General features: G+C 73.0%; 9 protein-coding genes. 8 read left to right on the top strand and 1 reads right to left on the bottom strand.

Translation table 11 applies throughout. The annotated features are described in order from the left end of the window. Positions 1 to 19 precede the first annotated feature (19 nt). The 8 genes from ACF09K_RS06005 (at position 20) to ACF09K_RS05970 (ending at position 15136) form a co-directional block, all read left to right on the top strand. On the top strand, positions 20 to 784 hold the full coding sequence (locus ACF09K_RS06005) for a TIGR03936 family radical SAM-associated protein (protein ID WP_392241282.1): 765 nt from the start codon (positions 20 to 22) through the stop codon (positions 782 to 784). Positions 785 to 1061: 277 nt separating this feature from the next. Then, the gene (locus ACF09K_RS06000; protein ID WP_392241281.1) at positions 1062 to 5258 is read left to right on the top strand and encodes an Rne/Rng family ribonuclease; all 4197 of its coding nucleotides are present in this window, start codon (positions 1062 to 1064) and stop codon (positions 5256 to 5258) included. A 471-nt stretch (positions 5259 to 5729) separates the two neighbouring features. After that, on the top strand, positions 5730 to 6845 hold the full coding sequence (locus tag ACF09K_RS05995) for a DegT/DnrJ/EryC1/StrS family aminotransferase (protein WP_392241280.1): 1116 nt from the start codon (positions 5730 to 5732) through the stop codon (positions 6843 to 6845). A gap of 38 nt (positions 6846 to 6883) precedes the next feature. After that, positions 6884 to 7858, top strand: coding sequence for a Gfo/Idh/MocA family protein (locus ACF09K_RS05990; protein WP_392241636.1), 975 nt, complete (start codon positions 6884 to 6886; stop codon positions 7856 to 7858). 83 nt (positions 7859 to 7941) lie between these two features. After that, entirely contained in the window at positions 7942 to 10527 is a 2586-nt protein-coding gene (locus ACF09K_RS05985; protein ID WP_392241279.1) for a glycosyltransferase family 4 protein, read from the top strand. A gap of 20 nt (positions 10528 to 10547) precedes the next feature. Further along, positions 10548 to 12131: a glycosyltransferase family 4 protein gene (locus ACF09K_RS05980; RefSeq protein ID WP_392241278.1), complete on the top strand. Its 1584-nt coding sequence runs from the start codon at positions 10548 to 10550 to the stop codon at positions 12129 to 12131. Continuing rightward, positions 12128 to 13816 (top strand): glycosyltransferase family 2 protein, encoded by a 1689-nt coding sequence (locus ACF09K_RS05975; RefSeq protein WP_392241277.1) that lies wholly within the window; start codon positions 12128 to 12130, stop codon positions 13814 to 13816. Before ACF09K_RS05980 ends, ACF09K_RS05975 begins: the two co-directional genes overlap by 4 nt. 36 nt (positions 13817 to 13852) lie before the next feature. Continuing rightward, entirely contained in the window at positions 13853 to 15136 is a 1284-nt protein-coding gene (locus ACF09K_RS05970) for a nucleotide sugar dehydrogenase (RefSeq protein WP_392241276.1), read from the top strand. 116 nt (positions 15137 to 15252) lie between these two features. Here the strand turns inward: ACF09K_RS05970 and ACF09K_RS05965 are convergent, their stop codons facing one another. After that, a complete protein-coding gene (locus ACF09K_RS05965) occupies positions 15253 to 16419 on the bottom strand; it encodes an acyltransferase family protein (RefSeq protein WP_392241275.1) in 1167 nt (388 codons plus the stop codon). Positions 16420 to 16527 lie beyond the last annotated feature (108 nt).

Here is a 16527-nt window from a genome sequence, read left to right as displayed (position 1 = left end):
CCCGCCGCCCGCACCCGCGGTGCAGCGCATCCGCCTGCGCTACACCAAGCGCGGCCGCCTCCGGTTCACCAGCCACCGTGACTTCCAGCGTGCCTTCGAGCGCGCGTTGCGCCGTGCCGAGGTGCCGATGGCGTACTCGGCGGGGTTCACGCCGCACCCGAAGGTGTCGTACGCCAATGCCGCACCCACCGGCACGGGCAGCGAGGCGGAGTACCTGGAGATCGCGCTCACCGCGGCGCGGGACCCGCAGAAGCTGCGTGAGCTGCTCGACGAGTCGTTGCCCACCGGGCTCGACATCGTCGACGCGGTCGAGGCCCGGACGTCCGGACTCGCCGACCGGCTCACGGCCTCCGTGTGGGAGATGCGCCTGCCGGGCGTGGACCCCGCGGAAGCCGACCGCGCGGTGGCCGCCTTCGTGGCGGCCGACACCGTCGAGGTCCAGCGACTGATGAAGAACGGCGTCCGCACCTTCGACGCCCGCTCCGCCGTCGTCCACCTCGAGACACTGGATCCACAGGCCGATAGGCCGACGGACCAGCCCTGTGCGATACTGCGGCTGGTTGTTCGGCACGTGACGCCTGCCGTTCGACCCGACGACGTCCTGTCCGGTCTTCGCGCCGTGGCCGACCTGGCGCCGCCGGTCCCCGCAGGGGTGACCAGGCTGGCGCAGGGGCTGTTCGATGAAGAGACCGGCGCGGTGACCGACCCGCTCGCGCCCGACCGCGAGGCAGCCGAGGCCCTGACAACGGCCGATGCGACTGCCACCGCGAAGGCGCCGGCGTAAGGAAGGTTCCGCACAGGGACGCACGCCGTAGCGCAGCCCTCGCACTCGGGAGCCACCTGGGTCGGGCAGCGCACCGCCCACAAGACTTTCGCCAGGCCGTGCACATTCGGTGTACGGAACCGGCGAGACAGGACACTAGAGAGCTCCCGTGCGGCGCCCGCGCCCCGGACGGCGGCACCGCGCACAGCGCGAGCCGCGGACGTCAACGGCGGCCGATCCATCGTGATCGGCACCGGACCAGCGCGGCGCCCGGGAGCCTGACGGGAGATACGCCCGCATGCTCGAACCGACCGAATCCACAGAGTCCGTTCCGGACTCCGCATCGAACAACACCCCGAGCGACACCCTGCCGCCGCGTCGCCGGCGCCGTGCCGCCTCCCGGCCCGCAGGCCCGCCGGCCGGTGCCGCCGAGGCCTCCGCCGAGACCGTCGAGCCGACCGTGGCCGTCGCCGAGGACACCCAGGACACCGAGGAAGAGACGACGGACACCGTCGTCGAGGCCGTCGAGGCCCCCGTGCAGGCCGAGGAGGCGGCGCCCGCCGCCCGTCCGCGCCGTCGCGCCACCCGCAGGGCGTCCGCGCCCGCCGGCGCTCCGGCCGACGCCTCCGCCGCGGCCGAGGCCGCCGAGACCGTGGTGCCCGCGACCACCGCCGCACCGGCGGAGCCGGTCGAGGCCGCCGCCGCGGAGCAGCCCCCCGCCGAGGAACCCGCACCGCGCCGTACCCGCCGCCGGGCCACCCGCACCGTGACGGCACCCGCCGCCGTGGAGCGGACCGAGGCCCCCGCGGCCACCGAGGTGCCCGCGGTGCCTTCTGAGGGTGTCGCCCCCGAGGCCGCCGTGACGGCGGAGCCCGCCGAGGCCGCGCCCGCCGAAGCCGGGGCCGCCCCCGCCGGGCGGACCCGTCGCAGGGCCACGCGCCGGGCGACGGCCCCCACCGGCGCCCCGCAGGCGGCCGAGGCCGCCGAGGTCGTCGAGACCACCGCCCAGGTCGCCGAGGCGTCCGCCGTCGCCGAGCAGGCCGCGCCCGCCGAGGCGCCCGCCGCCGAGGAGGCCCCGCGTCGTACGCGCCGTCGGGCCGCCCGCGCCGCCGCCGCGCCCGTCGAGGCGCCGGAGCAGGCCGAGGCTCCCGCCGAGTCCGCCGTCGTGGAGGCGAAGGCGCCCGAGGCGCCCGCGCCGCAGGCCGAGGAGGAGGCCGGCCCCCGCCGCGGGCGTCGGCGCGTCACCCGCAAGGCCGCCGTCGGATTCTCCGCGCCCCCGCCGCCGGCCGGCGAGGAGGACGCCCCGCGTCCTCCCGCCCGTCCCGCGGTCGCCGTGTTCCAGGCGCCCGTGTTCACCGAGCCGCGCTTCCAGACGCCCGAGCGCGCCGCGGCCGAGGCCGCTGCCGCCGGCGCCGAGGGGGAGGAGCCCGTCGAGGAGCCCGTGGCGCCGGTCGAGGTCGCCGAGGAGCTGCCGGAGGAGCAGACCGGGCCGCGCCGCCGCCGCAGGCGCCGGGGTGCCGGTCCCGCGGAGGAGCCCGCCGAGCCGACCGTGGCCGCCGAGCCCGCCGCTGAGCCCGCCGCCGAGGACGAGGCGGAGCCGGAGGAGGCCGACGAGGCCGCCGACGACACCGCCGAGGACGAGGACGCCGACGAGGGCGCGTCGCGCCGCCGTCGCCGCCGCGGGGGCCGCCGTCGCCGCCGCGGTGACAGCGCCGAGGGCGACTCCGGTGACGCGGAAGCCGACGACCTGGCCGCCGAGCAGGCCGCGCAGGACGCCGAGGACACCGCGGAGCAGGAGGACGAGGACGCCGAGGAGGGCTCCGCCGACGACGAGACGGGCTCCACCGCGGGCAGCCGTCGCCGTCGCCGCCGCCGCCGTCGTGCCGGGGACTCCTCGACCGACGCCGAGCCGGGCGCCGGCGACCCGGAGCGCACCGTCGTCAAGGTCCGCGAGCCGCGCAAGGCCGGCGAGCCGTCCGACGAGGTCCAGTCCATCAAGGGCTCGACCCGTCTGGAGGCGAAGAAGCAGCGCCGCCGCGAAGGCCGTGAGCAGGGCCGCCGCCGCGTCCCGATCATCACCGAGGCCGAGTTCCTGGCCCGCCGCGAGGCCGTCGAGCGCGTGATGGTCGTCCGCCAGCACGGCGACCGCACGCAGATCGGCGTCCTGGAGGACGGCGTGCTCGTCGAGCACTACGTCAACAAGGAGCAGGCCACCTCCTACGTCGGCAACGTCTACCTGGGCAAGGTCCAGAACGTGCTGCCGTCGATGGAGGCCGCCTTCATCGACATCGGCAAGGGCCGCAACGCCGTCCTGTACGCCGGCGAGGTCAACTTCGAGGCGCTGGGCATGGCCAACGGGCCGCGCCGCATCGAGTCCGCCCTGAAGTCCGGCCAGCCGGTCCTCGCCCAGGTCACCAAGGACCCGATCGGGCACAAGGGCGCCCGGCTGACGAGCCAGGTCTCCCTGCCGGGCCGCTACCTCGTGTACGTGCCCGAGGGGTCGATGACCGGCATCAGCCGCAAGCTGCCCGACACCGAGCGGGCCCGGCTGAAGAGCATCCTCAAGAAGATCGTCCCCGAGGACGCGGGCGTCATCGTGCGCACCGCCGCCGAGGGCGCGAGCGAGGACGAGCTGCGCCGTGACGTCGAGCGGCTCCAGTCGCAGTGGGAGGACATCCAGAAGAAGGCCAAGAGCGGCAACGCCCCGACGCTGCTCTACGGCGAGCCGGACATGACCGTCCGGGTCGTGCGCGACATCTTCAACGAGGACTTCACCAAGGTCGTCGTCAGCGGTGACGAGGCCTGGTCGACCATCCACGGCTACGTCTCCCACGTCGCCCCGGACCTGGCCGACCGGCTGTCGAGGTGGACCTCCGAGGTCGACGTCTTCGCCACCTACCGGATCGACGAGCAGCTCGCCAAGGCGCTGGACCGCAAGGTCTGGCTGCCCAGCGGCGGTTCGCTGGTGATCGACCGGACCGAGGCGATGGTCGTCGTCGACGTCAACACCGGCAAGTTCACCGGCCAGGGCGGCAACCTCGAGGAGACGGTCACCAGGAACAACCTGGAGGCGGCCGAGGAGATCGTGCGCCAGCTCAGGCTGCGCGACCTCGGCGGCATCATCGTCATCGACTTCATCGACATGGTGCTGGAGTCCAACCGGGACCTGGTGCTGCGGCGCCTGCTGGAGTGCCTGGGCCGGGACCGCACGAAGCACCAGGTCGCCGAGGTGACCTCGCTGGGTCTGGTGCAGATGACCCGCAAGCGGGTCGGCCAGGGCCTGCTGGAGTCGTTCTCCGAGACCTGCGTCCACTGCAACGGCCGCGGCGTCATCGTCCACCTCGACCAGCCGGCCGCCGTCGGTGGCGGCGGCAAGCGCGGCAAGAAGCGCGGCCGGGGCGGCGACGTCCACGAGCACGAGCACGAGACCGCCGCCGAGGCCGTGGTGAGCGCCGTCGAGGAGACCGAGAGCGCGGCCGAGGTCGCCGCCGAGGCCGCCGAGCCGGTCGCCCTGGAGGCGCCCGACTTCGAGCCCGACGAGGAGCTGTACAGCAGCGTCGCCGAGGCGGAGGCCGCCGCCGGCCGCGGTCGAGGCCGCCGCCGGTCGAGCCGCCGGGCCTCGGCCCCCGCGGGTGCGCCGAGGAGCGGTGCGCCGAGGCGGGAAGCCGTGTCCGCGCCGGTCGCACAGGCGCCCACGGCGCAGGACGTGACCGCCGAGGCGGAGACCGCGCGCCCGGTGCAGCCGGCCGAGGCCGCCGCCGCGCACGCCGCGCCGCCGGCCGTCGAGGACCCGGTCGTCGAGGCCCCCGTCACCGAGACCGCCGTCACCGAGGCCGCCGCCGAGACGCCCGCGGCCGAGGCCCCGGTGGTCGAGGAGGCCGCGCCCAAGGGCCGTACGCGCCGGCGGGCCACGCGCAAGGTGTCCGCGCCGGCCGGTTCGCCCGCCGGAGCGGAAGCCGCCGTGCTGACGGTCGCCGAGCCCGCGCAGACTCCGGCGGAGCAGCCCGGGGCACAGGCCGAGCCCGTCACCGAGCCGGCCGCGGAGCCCGTGGCCGAGCCGGTCGTCGAGAGCGCGGCCCCGCCCCGCCCGCGACGCCGTGCCGTGCGCAAGGCCACCGCGCCCACCGCGTCCGAGGAGACGGCCGTCGTGGTCCTCCCGTCGGCCGCGGCGGAGACCCCGGCGGACGCCCCCGCGGCCCCGGCCGAGGTCCCGGCGGAGGCTTCGGCCACCGCCGAGGCGGCGGAGACCGCCGAGGAGTCGGCCGAGGAGCCGGAGGAGGGCGCCCCGGTCAAGAAGACGGCCGCCCGCAAGACGGCGAAGAAGGCCACGGCGAAGAAGGCCGCCGCCAAGAAGACCGTCGCGAAGAAGACGGCCGCGAAGAAGACGGTGGCCAAGAAGACGACGGCGAAGAAGGCCGCGAAGTCGGCGTCGAAGACGACGACCGCGGCGGCGCAGCAGGCCGTGCCGTCCGTCTCGGCCACCACGGAGGACTGACGGAGGACCGACCGTCCCGCCGGCCCCGCGCCGGCCGGACACGGCGGCGGAGGGTGCCGCCCGGTGGCAACCGGGTGGCACCCGCCGCCGCTCCTGCCGTGCCGCGTCGCCCGGCGTTCATGTGCGGGTTAGCCTGTCTCTCGCTTGTGATGAAGTGGACCTCAAGAACAGGTTTCTCTGTGGTAACCCTGGGGAAAATCGCCGTCTCCGTGCTGGTAACGTGAACCGTGGTCTCGGTGGCGACAGCCATGTCCGCCGCGACCGCAGCCGACCAGCACCTCCGGCCCTCCGGCTCGGATACGGCTGTCTTCCCGCAAGGAACCCTCGGGGGGCGGGGTCCTGTGTACAAGCCGTTCGCCCGCCCACAGGCAGCGGTGAACACCCAGGGATGCGGCCGTGCTGATCTCGACGCGGCCCCTTCCCGACGAAGCACGACGCGCCTTTGAGGTCGCCGTAGAGGAGGGGATGTCGATGACCGACGCCCATGAGTTCATACCGGCCGCCAAGCCTGTGATCGGCGAGGACGAGATCGAGGCCGCGGTCCGCGTGCTGCGCAGCGGCCTGGTCGTCCAGGGGCCCGAGGTGGCCGCCTTCGAGGAGGAGTTCTCGGAGCTGGTCGACGGGCGCCACTGCGTCGCCGTCAACTCCGGCACCTCGGCGCTGCACCTGACGCTGCTGGCCCTCGGCGTCGGCCCGGGCGACGAGGTCGTCGTCCCCTCGTTCTCGTTCGCCGCCTCCGCCAACGCGGTGCGCCTGGTGGGCGCGGACGTGGTCTTCGCCGACATCGAGGCCGACACCTTCTGCCTGGACCCGGCCGCCTTCGAGGCCGCGATCACCCCGCGCACCGCCGCCGTCATGCCCGTCCACCTCTACGGCCACCCGGCCGCGATGGACCGCATCACGGCGATCGCGCAGGCGCACGGGCTCGCCGTCGTCGAGGACGCCTGCCAGGCCCACGCGGCCGCTCTGCACGGCACGCCGGTCGGCGCGTTCGGCTCCGCGGGCACCTTCAGCTTCTACCCGACGAAGAACATGCACAGCCTCGAGGGCGGCATGATCTCCACGGGTGACGCGGAGACCGCGCGGACCCTGCGCCTGCTGCGCAACCAGGGCATGGAGAAGCGGTACGCCAACGAGATCGTCGGCGCCAACGTGCGGATGACGGACGTGTCCGCCGCGATCGGCCGCGTGCAGCGCGCCAAGCTCGGCGGCTGGACCGAGCAGCGCATCGCCAACGCCACCTACCTCACCGAGCACATCACCGCGCCGAACGTGGTGGCCCCCAAGGTCGCCGAGGGCGCCCGCCACGTGTACCACCAGTACACGGTGCGCATCCAGGGTGACCGCGAGGCCGCCATGGCCAAGCTGACCGAGGCCGGCATCGGCAACGCGGTGTACTACCCGACCCCGATCCACCGGCTCAAGCCGTACTGGGAGCCGGACCAGAAGGCGGGCCGCTCCTGGGACCTGCCGGAGACGGAGCGCGCGGCCGCCGAGGTCGTCTCGCTGCCCGTGCACCCCGCGCTGTCGGCGCAGGACCTGGAGCGCATCGTGACCGCCGTGAACGCGCTGGGAGAGCAGCTGTGACCAAGCCTCTGCGGGCCGGACTCGTCGGCCTCGGCTCGATGGGCCGTCACCACGCCCGTGTCCTGGCGGGTCTGGACGGCGTCGACTTCGTCGGCGTCGTCGACCCGATGGGCGACAAGTTCGGTGCCGCCCAGGGCGCGCCGGTCCTGAACACGGTCGAAGAGCTGATCGCGCTCGGGGTGGACTACACGGTCGTGGCCTGCCCCACCCATCTGCACGAGGAGGTCGGTCTGGCGCTCGCCGAGGCCGGCGTCTGCGCGCTGATCGAGAAGCCGGTCGCCGACACCGTCGAGGGTGCCCGCCGGCTCGTCGAGGCCTTCGAGTCGCGCGGCCTGGTGGCCGGCGTGGGTCACATCGAGCGGTGCAACCCGGCACTGCGCTCGCTGCGCGCCCGCCTGGAGGCCGGCGAGCTGGGTGACGTCTACCAGGTCGTCACCCGCCGCCAGGGGCCGTTCCCGCACCGCATCGCCGACGTCGGCGTGGTCAAGGACCTGGCCACGCACGACATCGACCTCACCGGCTGGGTGACGGGCCGCCAGTACGTGTCCATCGCCGCGCACACCGTCTCCAAGAGCGGCCGTGAGCACGAGGACATGGTCTCCGCGGTCGGCCGCCTGGACGACGGCACCATGGTCAACCACCTGGTCAACTGGCTGAGCCCGCTCAAGGAGCGGTTCACCTCGGTCACCGGCGAGCGCGGCTGCTTCATCGCCGACACCCTCACCGCCGACCTCACCTTCCACTCCAACGCGGCGGTGACCACCGAGTGGGAGGCCCTCCAGGCCTTCCGCGGTGTCTCCGAGGGCGACATGATCCGCTACGCCATCCCGAAGCGCGAGCCGCTCCAGGTGGAGCACGAGCTGTTCCGGGACGCGGTGCTGGGCGAGCCCGCCGACATCTGCACCCTGCGGCAGGGCATGCGCACCGTGGAGGTGGCGGCGGCGGTTCTCGCTTCGGCGGCCGACGGCGGTACCGTCCTTATCGACCCGGTCGAGCACGTGGCCGCCCGGTAGCTTCCGGTGCGCGCCACTGCCACCCGCCGGCCCCCCCTGGAACAGGGGGGGCCGCGCTCCTGTACCCCCGGAGGAAGTACGTAATGGAATCCCCTGCCCGCAGGCCGAGGATCGCAGTGATCGTCGCCAACGGCATCACGGGCGACTCCCGTGTCCAGAAGACAGCCGTCGCCGCGGCCCGAGACGGCTGGGACGTGACCCTGATCGGCCGGAGCGACACCAAGCGTGTCCAGCGGTCGAAGATGGGGCCGATCGACGTCGTCCGGGTGCCGGTGAGTTCGGACTACCTGCGCGGTGTGAAGGTGCGCAGGGAGCGTTCCCTGCGGGCCGCGGCCACCCAGTTCCACCTTCCGGACCAGGCGGCCCTGAACCGTTACACCGCGGAGTACCGGGCCTGGGTCCGGCAGAAGTCGGCCGAGAGCAACTGGGCGAGCGCTCCGCGCCGTACGTCGATCAAGGCGGTGCTCCGGGCGCGCCGGTCGGTCCACCGGCTGCGGGTGCAGGCGTTCAAGTGGGAGCAGCGGCACAAGTCCAAGGACGACCTGGCCAGGGACTGGCGGGTCGACTGGCCGCAGGTGGTCGACCTCGACCTCGCCTTCGGCCCGGTGATCGAGGAACTCGAGCCGGACGTCATCCACGCCAACGACGTGACGATGATCGCGACGGCCGCCCTCAGCGCCGCCCGGCTGCGCGCCCGGGGCCGCAGGTGCGCCTGGCTGTACGACGCGCACGAGTACGTCAAGGGCGTGGAGTGGCCGAACCCCCGCCAGGCGTACGCGCTGCCCGCGGTGGAGGCCGAGTTCATCGGCCGGGCCGACGCCGTCGTCACCGTCTCCAGCCAGATGGCGGAGCTGCTGAAGAACGACCACGGGCTGGCGAAGGCGCCGCTGGTGGTCGGCAACGCGCCGGTCCGCGAGGTGATCGGGGGCGGCACGGCCGCCTCGTCGGTGCGCGCGGCCTGCGGTCTGGGGCCCGGGGTCCCGCTGATGGTCTACTCGGGCTGGATCGGTCCGGAGCGCGGCGTGGACGCCGTCATCGACGGTCTGCCGCAGCTGCCCGGCTTCCACCTCGCCCTGGTGCACGGCCGGATGACGCCCCTTCTGGAGCAACTCCTCACGCGGGCCGAGGCGCTGGGCGTACGCGACCGGGTCCACCTGGTGCCGTACGTGCCGCAGCACGAGGTCGCCGACTACCTCTCCTCCGCCGACCTCGGCCTCACGCCCTTCCGGCGCGTCCCCAACTGCGAGGTGTCGCTGCCGACGAAGGTCTCCGAGTACCTCCAGGCCGGACTGCCGCTGGTCACCAGCGACGTCAAGGTCATCAAGGCGTACGTGGAGCGGCACGGCCTCGGCGAGGTGTGGACGTGGGACGACCCCGCGACGTTCGCCGAAGCCGCCGCGCGGGCCATGGAGAACCGCGGCAAGCTCGCCGACGCGATCACCGAGGACGTCCTCACCGACCTGTCCTGGGAGGCGCAGAGCGGCAAGCTGCTGCAGCTGTACCGGGAGCTGTCGAAGAAGACGCCGCCCGGCCCCCGGTCCGACGTCTCCTGGACGGTCCAGGAGACCCCGGAGGCGGTACGGACGGCGGAGAACACCGGCGCCGACGGCAAGCCGCTGTGGCGCAAGCTCCGCGACACCCGGGTCCGCCTCGGTCTCGGCCCCGCCAACTACGCGGGCCAGGGCGCCGCGTTCGCGCAGGCCGTCACGCGCCGCAACCCGGACGTGTCCGCCGAGGTCGTCATGAACAAGCGGCCGGAGTCCTTCGACTACCCGGCCGACGTGTACGTGGACGCGGACCGGCTGCGCGACCTCGACGTGCAGGTCCAGCAGATGGAGCGGGTCATCGGCCGCTTCACCCACCTGCTGGTCGACGCCTTCATGCCCGTTTTCGGGCACCTCAACGGCACCAGCATCGCCGGCGACCTGGACGCCCTGAAGCAGGCCAGGATCAAGGTGGCGCTGCTCGCCCACGGCAGCGAGATCCGGCACCCCGCCCACCACATGGCGCGCCACCCCTTCTCGCTGTTCCACGACGCCCCCGACGGCATCGCGAAGAAGCTCCAGGCCAAGGCCGAGGCGAACAAGCGGATCGCGGCCGAGGCCGGACTGCCGCTCTACGTCACCACGCCCGACCTCCTGGAGGACCTCCCGACGGCGAAGTGGCTGCCGCTGGTCGTGGACGTCGACAAGTGGGCCACCGACCGCCCGGTCATGGAGCGCAAGCGGCCGCTGGTGCTGCACGCCCCGTCGAAGCGGTGGACCAAGGGCACCGACCGGATCATGCCGGTCCTCACCGAGCTGCACGACAAGGGCGTCATCGAGTTCCGGCTCGCCGAGGGCATCCCGTGGGCCGAGATGCGCGAGCTGGTGCAGAGCTGCGACCTGGTGCTCGACCAGTTCACCACCGGCAGTTACGGCACCTTCGCCGTGGAGGCGATGGCGGCCGGCAAGCCCGTCGTCGCCTACATCAGCGACAGTGTGAAGCTCGCCACGGACGGCGCCCTGCCCATCGTCAGCGCCACCCCCGAGACCCTCCGCGAGGTGCTGGAAGGTCTCGTCGGCGACCCCGAGGGCACGGCCCGGATCGGCCGGGAGTCCCTCGAGTTCGCCCGCACCTACCACGACGGCACATGGACCGCCCAGGTCCTGAGCGATTTCCTGAAGTGACCGGTTCAGAAAGGCTGTTCATGGAAGCGCAGCGCACCGACGCGCCCCGCCCGACCAAGGGCCGGGTCGTCATGCTGGTCGACAACAAGGTCGACGGCGACTCGCGCGTGCAGAAGGCCGCGGAGTCCGCGGCGGCCGCCGGCTGGGACGTGGTGCTCCTCGGCCTCGTCCGCTCGGGCAACGGGCGCACCTGGAAGCTCGGTGACGCCGAGGTGCGGCTGCTGCCGCTGAAGACGCCGCTGGCCAAGCGGCACGCCGAGCGGCACCGCTCGCCGCTGCGCCGTCCGTTCGCCTACCCGCCGGGGCCGCTGGCGGCCTACCGCCGGCAGTGGGCCAAGGCGTGGCGCGCGGACCTCGCCGCCCGCCGGGCCGCCCTGAAGGTGGCGCCGCAGGCCGTGGGCAGCCCGCTGTTCCGCCGGGTCGAGAAGCTGCGCCTCGTGGTGGCCGGGCCGGTCTCCCGGTTCATGCAGAAGTGGATCGAGTTCCGGGCCCGCCAGAGCGGCCAGGCGCAGAAGGCGGGCCGTGCTCTGCGCGGGCCCGTGGACCGCGCCTTCACGGCCCTGTGGAAGGCGGCCAAGGGCAAGCGTGCCTGGCGCCGCCTGGAGCCCGTGCTGTGGGACTACGAGCTGACCTACGGCAAGGAGATCGACGCCCTCAAGCCCGATCTCATCCACGCCAACGACTTCCGGATGCTCGGGGTCGGCGCCCGTGCCGCGGTGCGGGCCCGCGCCGCCGGCCGGTCCGTCAAGCTGGTGTGGGACGCCCACGAGTTCCTGCCCGGGGTGCGCCCCTGGGAGGACAACGCCCACTGGATTCCCGGCAACACCGCGCACGAGAGCGAGTACGCCCCGTTCGCCGACGCCGTGGTCACCGTCTCCGAGGGCCTGGGCGACCTGCTGGTGGAGCGCCACGGCCTCAAGGAACAGCCGACCGTGGTCCTCAACGCCCCCGACCGGCCCGTGGAGCGGGACCCGGTGCTCGACGACGCCGAGCCGGAGCCGGACCTGCGCGCCCTGTGCGGCATCGGACCGGACGTCCCGCTGGTGGTCTACAGCGGCTCGCCCGGCCCGCAGCGCGGCCTCGGGGACATGGTGGAGGCCCTGCCGAAGCTGGACGGCGTCCACATGGCGTTCGTCGTCCCGGCGCCGGCCGCCGGCTACATACAGGGTCTGCTGCGCCGCGCGCAGGAACTCGGGGTGGGCGACCGGCTGCACGCCGTGCCGTACGTCAAGCACTGGCAGGTGGTCCGCTTCCTGGCCGCGGCGAACGTCGGCTGCATCCCGATCCACCACTGGCCCAACCACGAGATCGCCCTGATCACGAAGTTCTTCGAGTACTCCCACGCGCGGCTGCCGCTGGTGGTCAGCGACGTGAAGACCATGTCCGAGGTGACCCGGTCCACCGGACAGGGCGAGGTCTGCCGGGCCGAGGACGTCGACGATCTCGCCCGCGCCATCAAGGCCGTCCTGGCCGACCCGCAGAAGTACACGGCCGCCTACGACAAGCCCGGGCTGCTCGACACCTGGACGTGGGAGGCGCAGGCCGAGGTGCTGGACGGGCTGTACACCCGACTGGTCTCCAGATCTTCGAAGGCGGGTTCATGAACGGGGCCGTTCCCGACGTCACCGTCGTCGTCGCCGTCTACAACACGATGCCGTACCTGACGGAGTGCCTGAACTCCCTCGTCGGGCAGAGCATCGGGCGCGACCGGCTGGAGGTCGTCGCCGTCGACGACGGCTCCACCGACGACAGCGGCCGCGAACTCGACCGGTTCGCGGCGCTGTACCCGGACACCGTCAAGGTGCTCCACCAGCCCAACTCCGGTGGCCCGGCCGCGCCCAGCAACAGGGCGCTGGAGTTGGCCACCGGGCGGTACGTGTACTTCATAGGCTCCGACGACTACCTCGGCGAGGAGGCCCTGGAGCGCATGGTGAAGTGCGCCGACCGCAACGGCTCGGACGTCGTGGTCGGCAAGATGGTCGGCACCAACGGCCGGTACGTCCACCAGGCGCTGTACAAGGAGAACGACCCGGACGTCAGCCTGTACGACTCCGCGCTGCCGTTCACCCTGGCCAACACCAAGCTCTTCCGCCGGGACCTCGTCGAGAAGCACAAGCTGCGCTTCCCGGAGCACCTGCCGGTGGGCAGCGACCAGCCGTTCACCATCGAGGCGTGCGTGCGCGCCCGGAAGATCTCGGTGGTGGCCGACTACATCTGCTACTTCGCGGTCAAGCGCGGCGACGCCAGCAACATCACCTACCGCGCCGACCACCTGGCGCGGCTGCGGGCCGCCGCGGAGATCATGGACTTCGCCGCCGGGCTCATCGAGGCCGGACCGAAGCGCGACGCCGTCCTGCGCCGGCACTTCACCTGGGAGCTGGCCAAGCTCGTCCAGGACGACTTCCCCGGCCTGGACCGCGAGCTGCAGCGGCAGCTCTGCGCGGGCATCGCGCGGCTCGCCGACTCCTACTTCACCGACGGCATCCGCGACGCGATGGACGTCAAGCGCCGGGTGCGCATCGCCCTGGCGCACGCGGGGGCGGTCGACGCGCTGTCCGAGGCGATCAGCGCCGAGCTGGAACACGGGGCGCCGCCGTTCGTCGTCGAGGACGGGCGGGCCTACGCCCGCTACCCCGGCTTCCGCGACCCGCTCCTCGCGCTCCCCGACCGCGTCTACGAGCTGATCGAGGAGTCGGTCCCGGGCCGCCTGGCCCAGGGCACCGAGCTGCTCGCCTCCGACTGGGAGCAGCAGGGCGACCGGCTCGCCTACACGGCGTCCGTGCGGGTACCCGTGGTCGGGCGGGCGGACGGCGCGGGGGTGGTGCTGCGGCTCGCCAAGGGCGCCATGCCCAAGTCGGCCGACAAGCCCGGCGCGCGCCGCCTCAAGGTGGGCCACGCGCTGCCGGCGCCGGTCGGTGAGATGCGGGTGGAGCCGGCCCGGGACGGCGCGGCCAGCGTGCTGCACGCCCGGGTGCCGCTGGAGTACGTCACCGCCAGGCGGGGCGTCCGGGTGTACCTGGACCTCGCCGGCCGGACGTACGAGATCCCGGTGCGCGGCGACGGACTGCCCATGCCGCTCGCCCGGCGATGGGGCCGGGACGACGATCCGTACCGGGCGTCCGCCGTCGTGAACGACAAGGGGCGTGTGGTGATCGACACGGCCCAGATGTACCCCCCGAAGAGGATTTTACTGCGGCGGGCGCTCGGGCGTCTGGCGCGGAAGGTGAAGTCCCGCTCCGTCGGCTCGAAGTCGAACGGTTCCAAGAAGTCGAAGTCGAACGGTTCCTGAAGCCGAACGGGTTCCAGAAGGAAGTAGCCACCGTCCATGAACATCTGTGTAGTAGCACTCGGCAAGATCGGCCTTCCGCTGGCCGTGCAGTTCGCGTCCAAGGGCCACCGGGTCATCGGCGCGGACGTCAACGAGAAGGTCGTCGAGCTGGTCAACGCCGGTGTCGAGCCCTTCCCGGGTGAGCACGACCTCGACGTCAAGCTGAAGCAGGCCGTCGACGCCGGGCTGCTGAGCGCGACGACGGACACCGCGTCCGCGGTCGCCGAGTGCGAGGCCGTCGTCGTGGTCGTGCCGCTGTTCGTCGACGCCGAGGGCGTGCCGGACTTCGGCTGGATGGACTCCGCGACCAAGGCGATCGCCCGGGGCCTGAAGCCGGGCACGCTCGTCTCGTACGAGACCACGCTGCCGGTCGGCACCACGCGCACCCGCTGGGCGCCGATGCTGGCCGAGGGCTCCGGCCTGACCGCCGGCGAGGACTTCCACCTGGTGTTCTCCCCGGAGCGCGTCCTGACCGGCCGGGTCTTCGCCGACCTGCGCCGCTACCCGAAGCTGGTCGGCGGCATAGACGAGGTGTCGACGGCCCGCGGCGTGGAGTTCTACGAGCAGGTCCTCGACTTCGACGAGCGTGCCGACCTGCCGCAGGCCAACGGTGTGTGGGACCTGGGCACCGCGGAGGCCTCCGAGCTGGCGAAGCTCGCCGAGACCACCTACCGGGACGTCAACATCGGCCTGGCGAACCAGTTCGCGCGCTTCGCCGACAGCAACGGCATCGACGTCAAGAAGGTCATCGAGGCCTGCAACTCGCAGCCGTACAGCCACATCCACCAGCCCGGCATCGCCGTCGGCGGTCACTGCATCCCGATCTACCCGCGGATGTACCTGTGGAACGACCCGGCGGCGACCGTCGTGCGTTCCGCGCGCGAGGCGAACGCGGCGATGCCGGAGTACGCCGTGGACCTGCTGGCCGCCGCCTACGGCGACCTGACCGGCGTGAACGTGCTCGTGCTGGGCGCCGCCTACCGCGGTGGCGTCAAGGAGACCGCGTTCTCGGGCGTGTTCCCGACCGTCGAGGCGCTGAAGGCGCGCGGCGCCGTCCCGTTCGTCTCGGACCCGATGTACACGGCCGAGGAGCTGGCGGCGCACGGTCTCGCCCCGCACGCGGGCGAGAAGGTCACGGCCGCGATCCTGCAGGCCGACCACGCCGAGTACCGCTCCCTGACCCCGGCCGACCTGCCGGACGTCACGGTCCTCGTCGACGGTCGCCGTACGACCGACCCGGAGGCCTGGAAGGGCGTCCGGCGGGTCGTCATCGGCGGCTGACCCGCCGGCCGGACCCGGCCGGTCCCCGACGGGAACGAACGACGGGAACGAACGACGAGAGGGCCTGGCACCACCATCCGGTGGTGCCAGGCCCTCTCGTCGTTGCCGTGTCCCGGTCAGCCGCGCACCGGCTCGGTCCGCCGGCCGGACTCCTTGGCCAGGCGGTTGCGCAGCCACCGCTGGGACGGCCTCTCCACGAACCGGTGGACGAGCCACGCCAGCACGATCAGCACGGCCGTGGTGACGGCCAGCGTGGCCCAGGCCCCCAAGTGGCCGCCCCCGTACAGCTTGCGGATCATGGCCCAGCCCAGCTCCTCGTGGAGCAGGTAGAGCGGGTACACCAGGGCGCCGGCCGTGGTCAGCCACTTCGCCTCGAGCCGGTCGAACTTGTGCAGGGCGACGGCGAGGACGATCAGGTAGAAGACGGTCACCAGGGCGAGGGCGACGTACGGCGAGCGGTCCATGCCCTGCTCGTCGCGCACGTGGTCGGCGTGCTGGACGAGGTCGCCCTGCATCACCAGCCAGCCCGCGGCGAGCAGGCCCCACAGCTTGAGGTCGGGACCGAACCGGTACATCAGGTACATCGCGATGCCGGAGACGAACAGCGCGGTGTTCAGCGGCTGGGCGAAGATGCCGACCAGCGGGATCTCGTCCTTCTGCACCAGGACGCTCGCGAGCAGCCACAGCCAGCAGAAGACGGAGACCCGGACGTAGTCCAGCCCCTTCCAGATCACCAGCAGGAAGACGAGGTAGAAGGTGAGTTCCACCCACAGCGTCCAGTAAGCGCCGACCAGGTGCCGGGCCGAGAGCGGCGTCTGGACCATGGTGAGGTTGGTCAGCGACTCGCTGAAGCTCGGCGCCTCGCGTTCGCCGTCGGGCAGTCCGCGCCAGACGAGGACGGCGAGGACGACCGAGAACCAGTAGGCGGGGAAGAGACGCAGGAAGCGGGCCTGGACGAACTGGCCCGGGGTACGGCCCCAGGCGGACAGGCAGATGACGAAGCCGCTGATGATGAAGAACAGCTGGACGCCGTACGAGCCGTAGGAGGTGTACGGGAAGATCGACGGGAACAGCGCCTTCGGGTTGATGCCCCAGTTGGCCTCGGTCGCCGCGTCCACGCCGGTGAAGTGGAAGAGCAGCACGGAGAGTGCCGCCACGACGCGCAGCACGTCCAGCGCGTAGAGCCGCGGGGCCCGTGCGGGCGCGGGCGGCGCGGGCTCGGGCGCGTTCCCGGTGCCCGCCGCGTCCTGCGGTGCCGGGACCTTGACGTCGGTCTGAGACATGTGTCGTCCTCGTTGTGTGTCCGGGGCGCCCCGCCGCGTGGTCCGGGCGCCGTCACGGGCTGGAGGACCGAGCGGCCCGGGCCGCTCGGTCCCCTCCCTCCTGGTGCT

Origin of the sequence: Streptomyces sp. NPDC014882, from assembly GCF_043081325.1 — a bacterium.
Lineage (GTDB): Bacteria > Actinomycetota > Actinomycetes > Streptomycetales > Streptomycetaceae > Streptomyces.
Note: the sequence above shows the minus strand (reverse complement) of the source record. Positions and strands in the feature narration are given on the sequence as shown.

What these genes read in the sequence shown, in the direction of transcription:
- ACF09K_RS06000 (WP_392241281.1), top strand. Translation starts at nt 1,062, where the DNA reads ATGCTCGAACCGACCGAATCCACAGAGTCCGTTCCGGACTCCGCATCG.
- ACF09K_RS05995 (WP_392241280.1), top strand. Translation starts at nt 5,730, where the DNA reads ATGACCGACGCCCATGAGTTCATACCGGCCGCCAAGCCTGTGATCGGC.
- ACF09K_RS05990 (WP_392241636.1), top strand. Translation starts at nt 6,884, where the DNA reads ATGGGCCGTCACCACGCCCGTGTCCTGGCGGGTCTGGACGGCGTCGAC.
- ACF09K_RS05985 (WP_392241279.1), top strand. Translation starts at nt 7,942, where the DNA reads ATGGAATCCCCTGCCCGCAGGCCGAGGATCGCAGTGATCGTCGCCAAC.
- ACF09K_RS05980 (WP_392241278.1), top strand. Translation starts at nt 10,548, where the DNA reads ATGGAAGCGCAGCGCACCGACGCGCCCCGCCCGACCAAGGGCCGGGTC.
- ACF09K_RS05975 (WP_392241277.1), top strand. Translation starts at nt 12,128, where the DNA reads ATGAACGGGGCCGTTCCCGACGTCACCGTCGTCGTCGCCGTCTACAAC.
- ACF09K_RS05970 (WP_392241276.1), top strand. Translation starts at nt 13,853, where the DNA reads ATGAACATCTGTGTAGTAGCACTCGGCAAGATCGGCCTTCCGCTGGCC.
- ACF09K_RS05965 (WP_392241275.1), bottom strand. Translation starts at nt 16,419, where the DNA reads ATGTCTCAGACCGACGTCAAGGTCCCGGCACCGCAGGACGCGGCGGGC.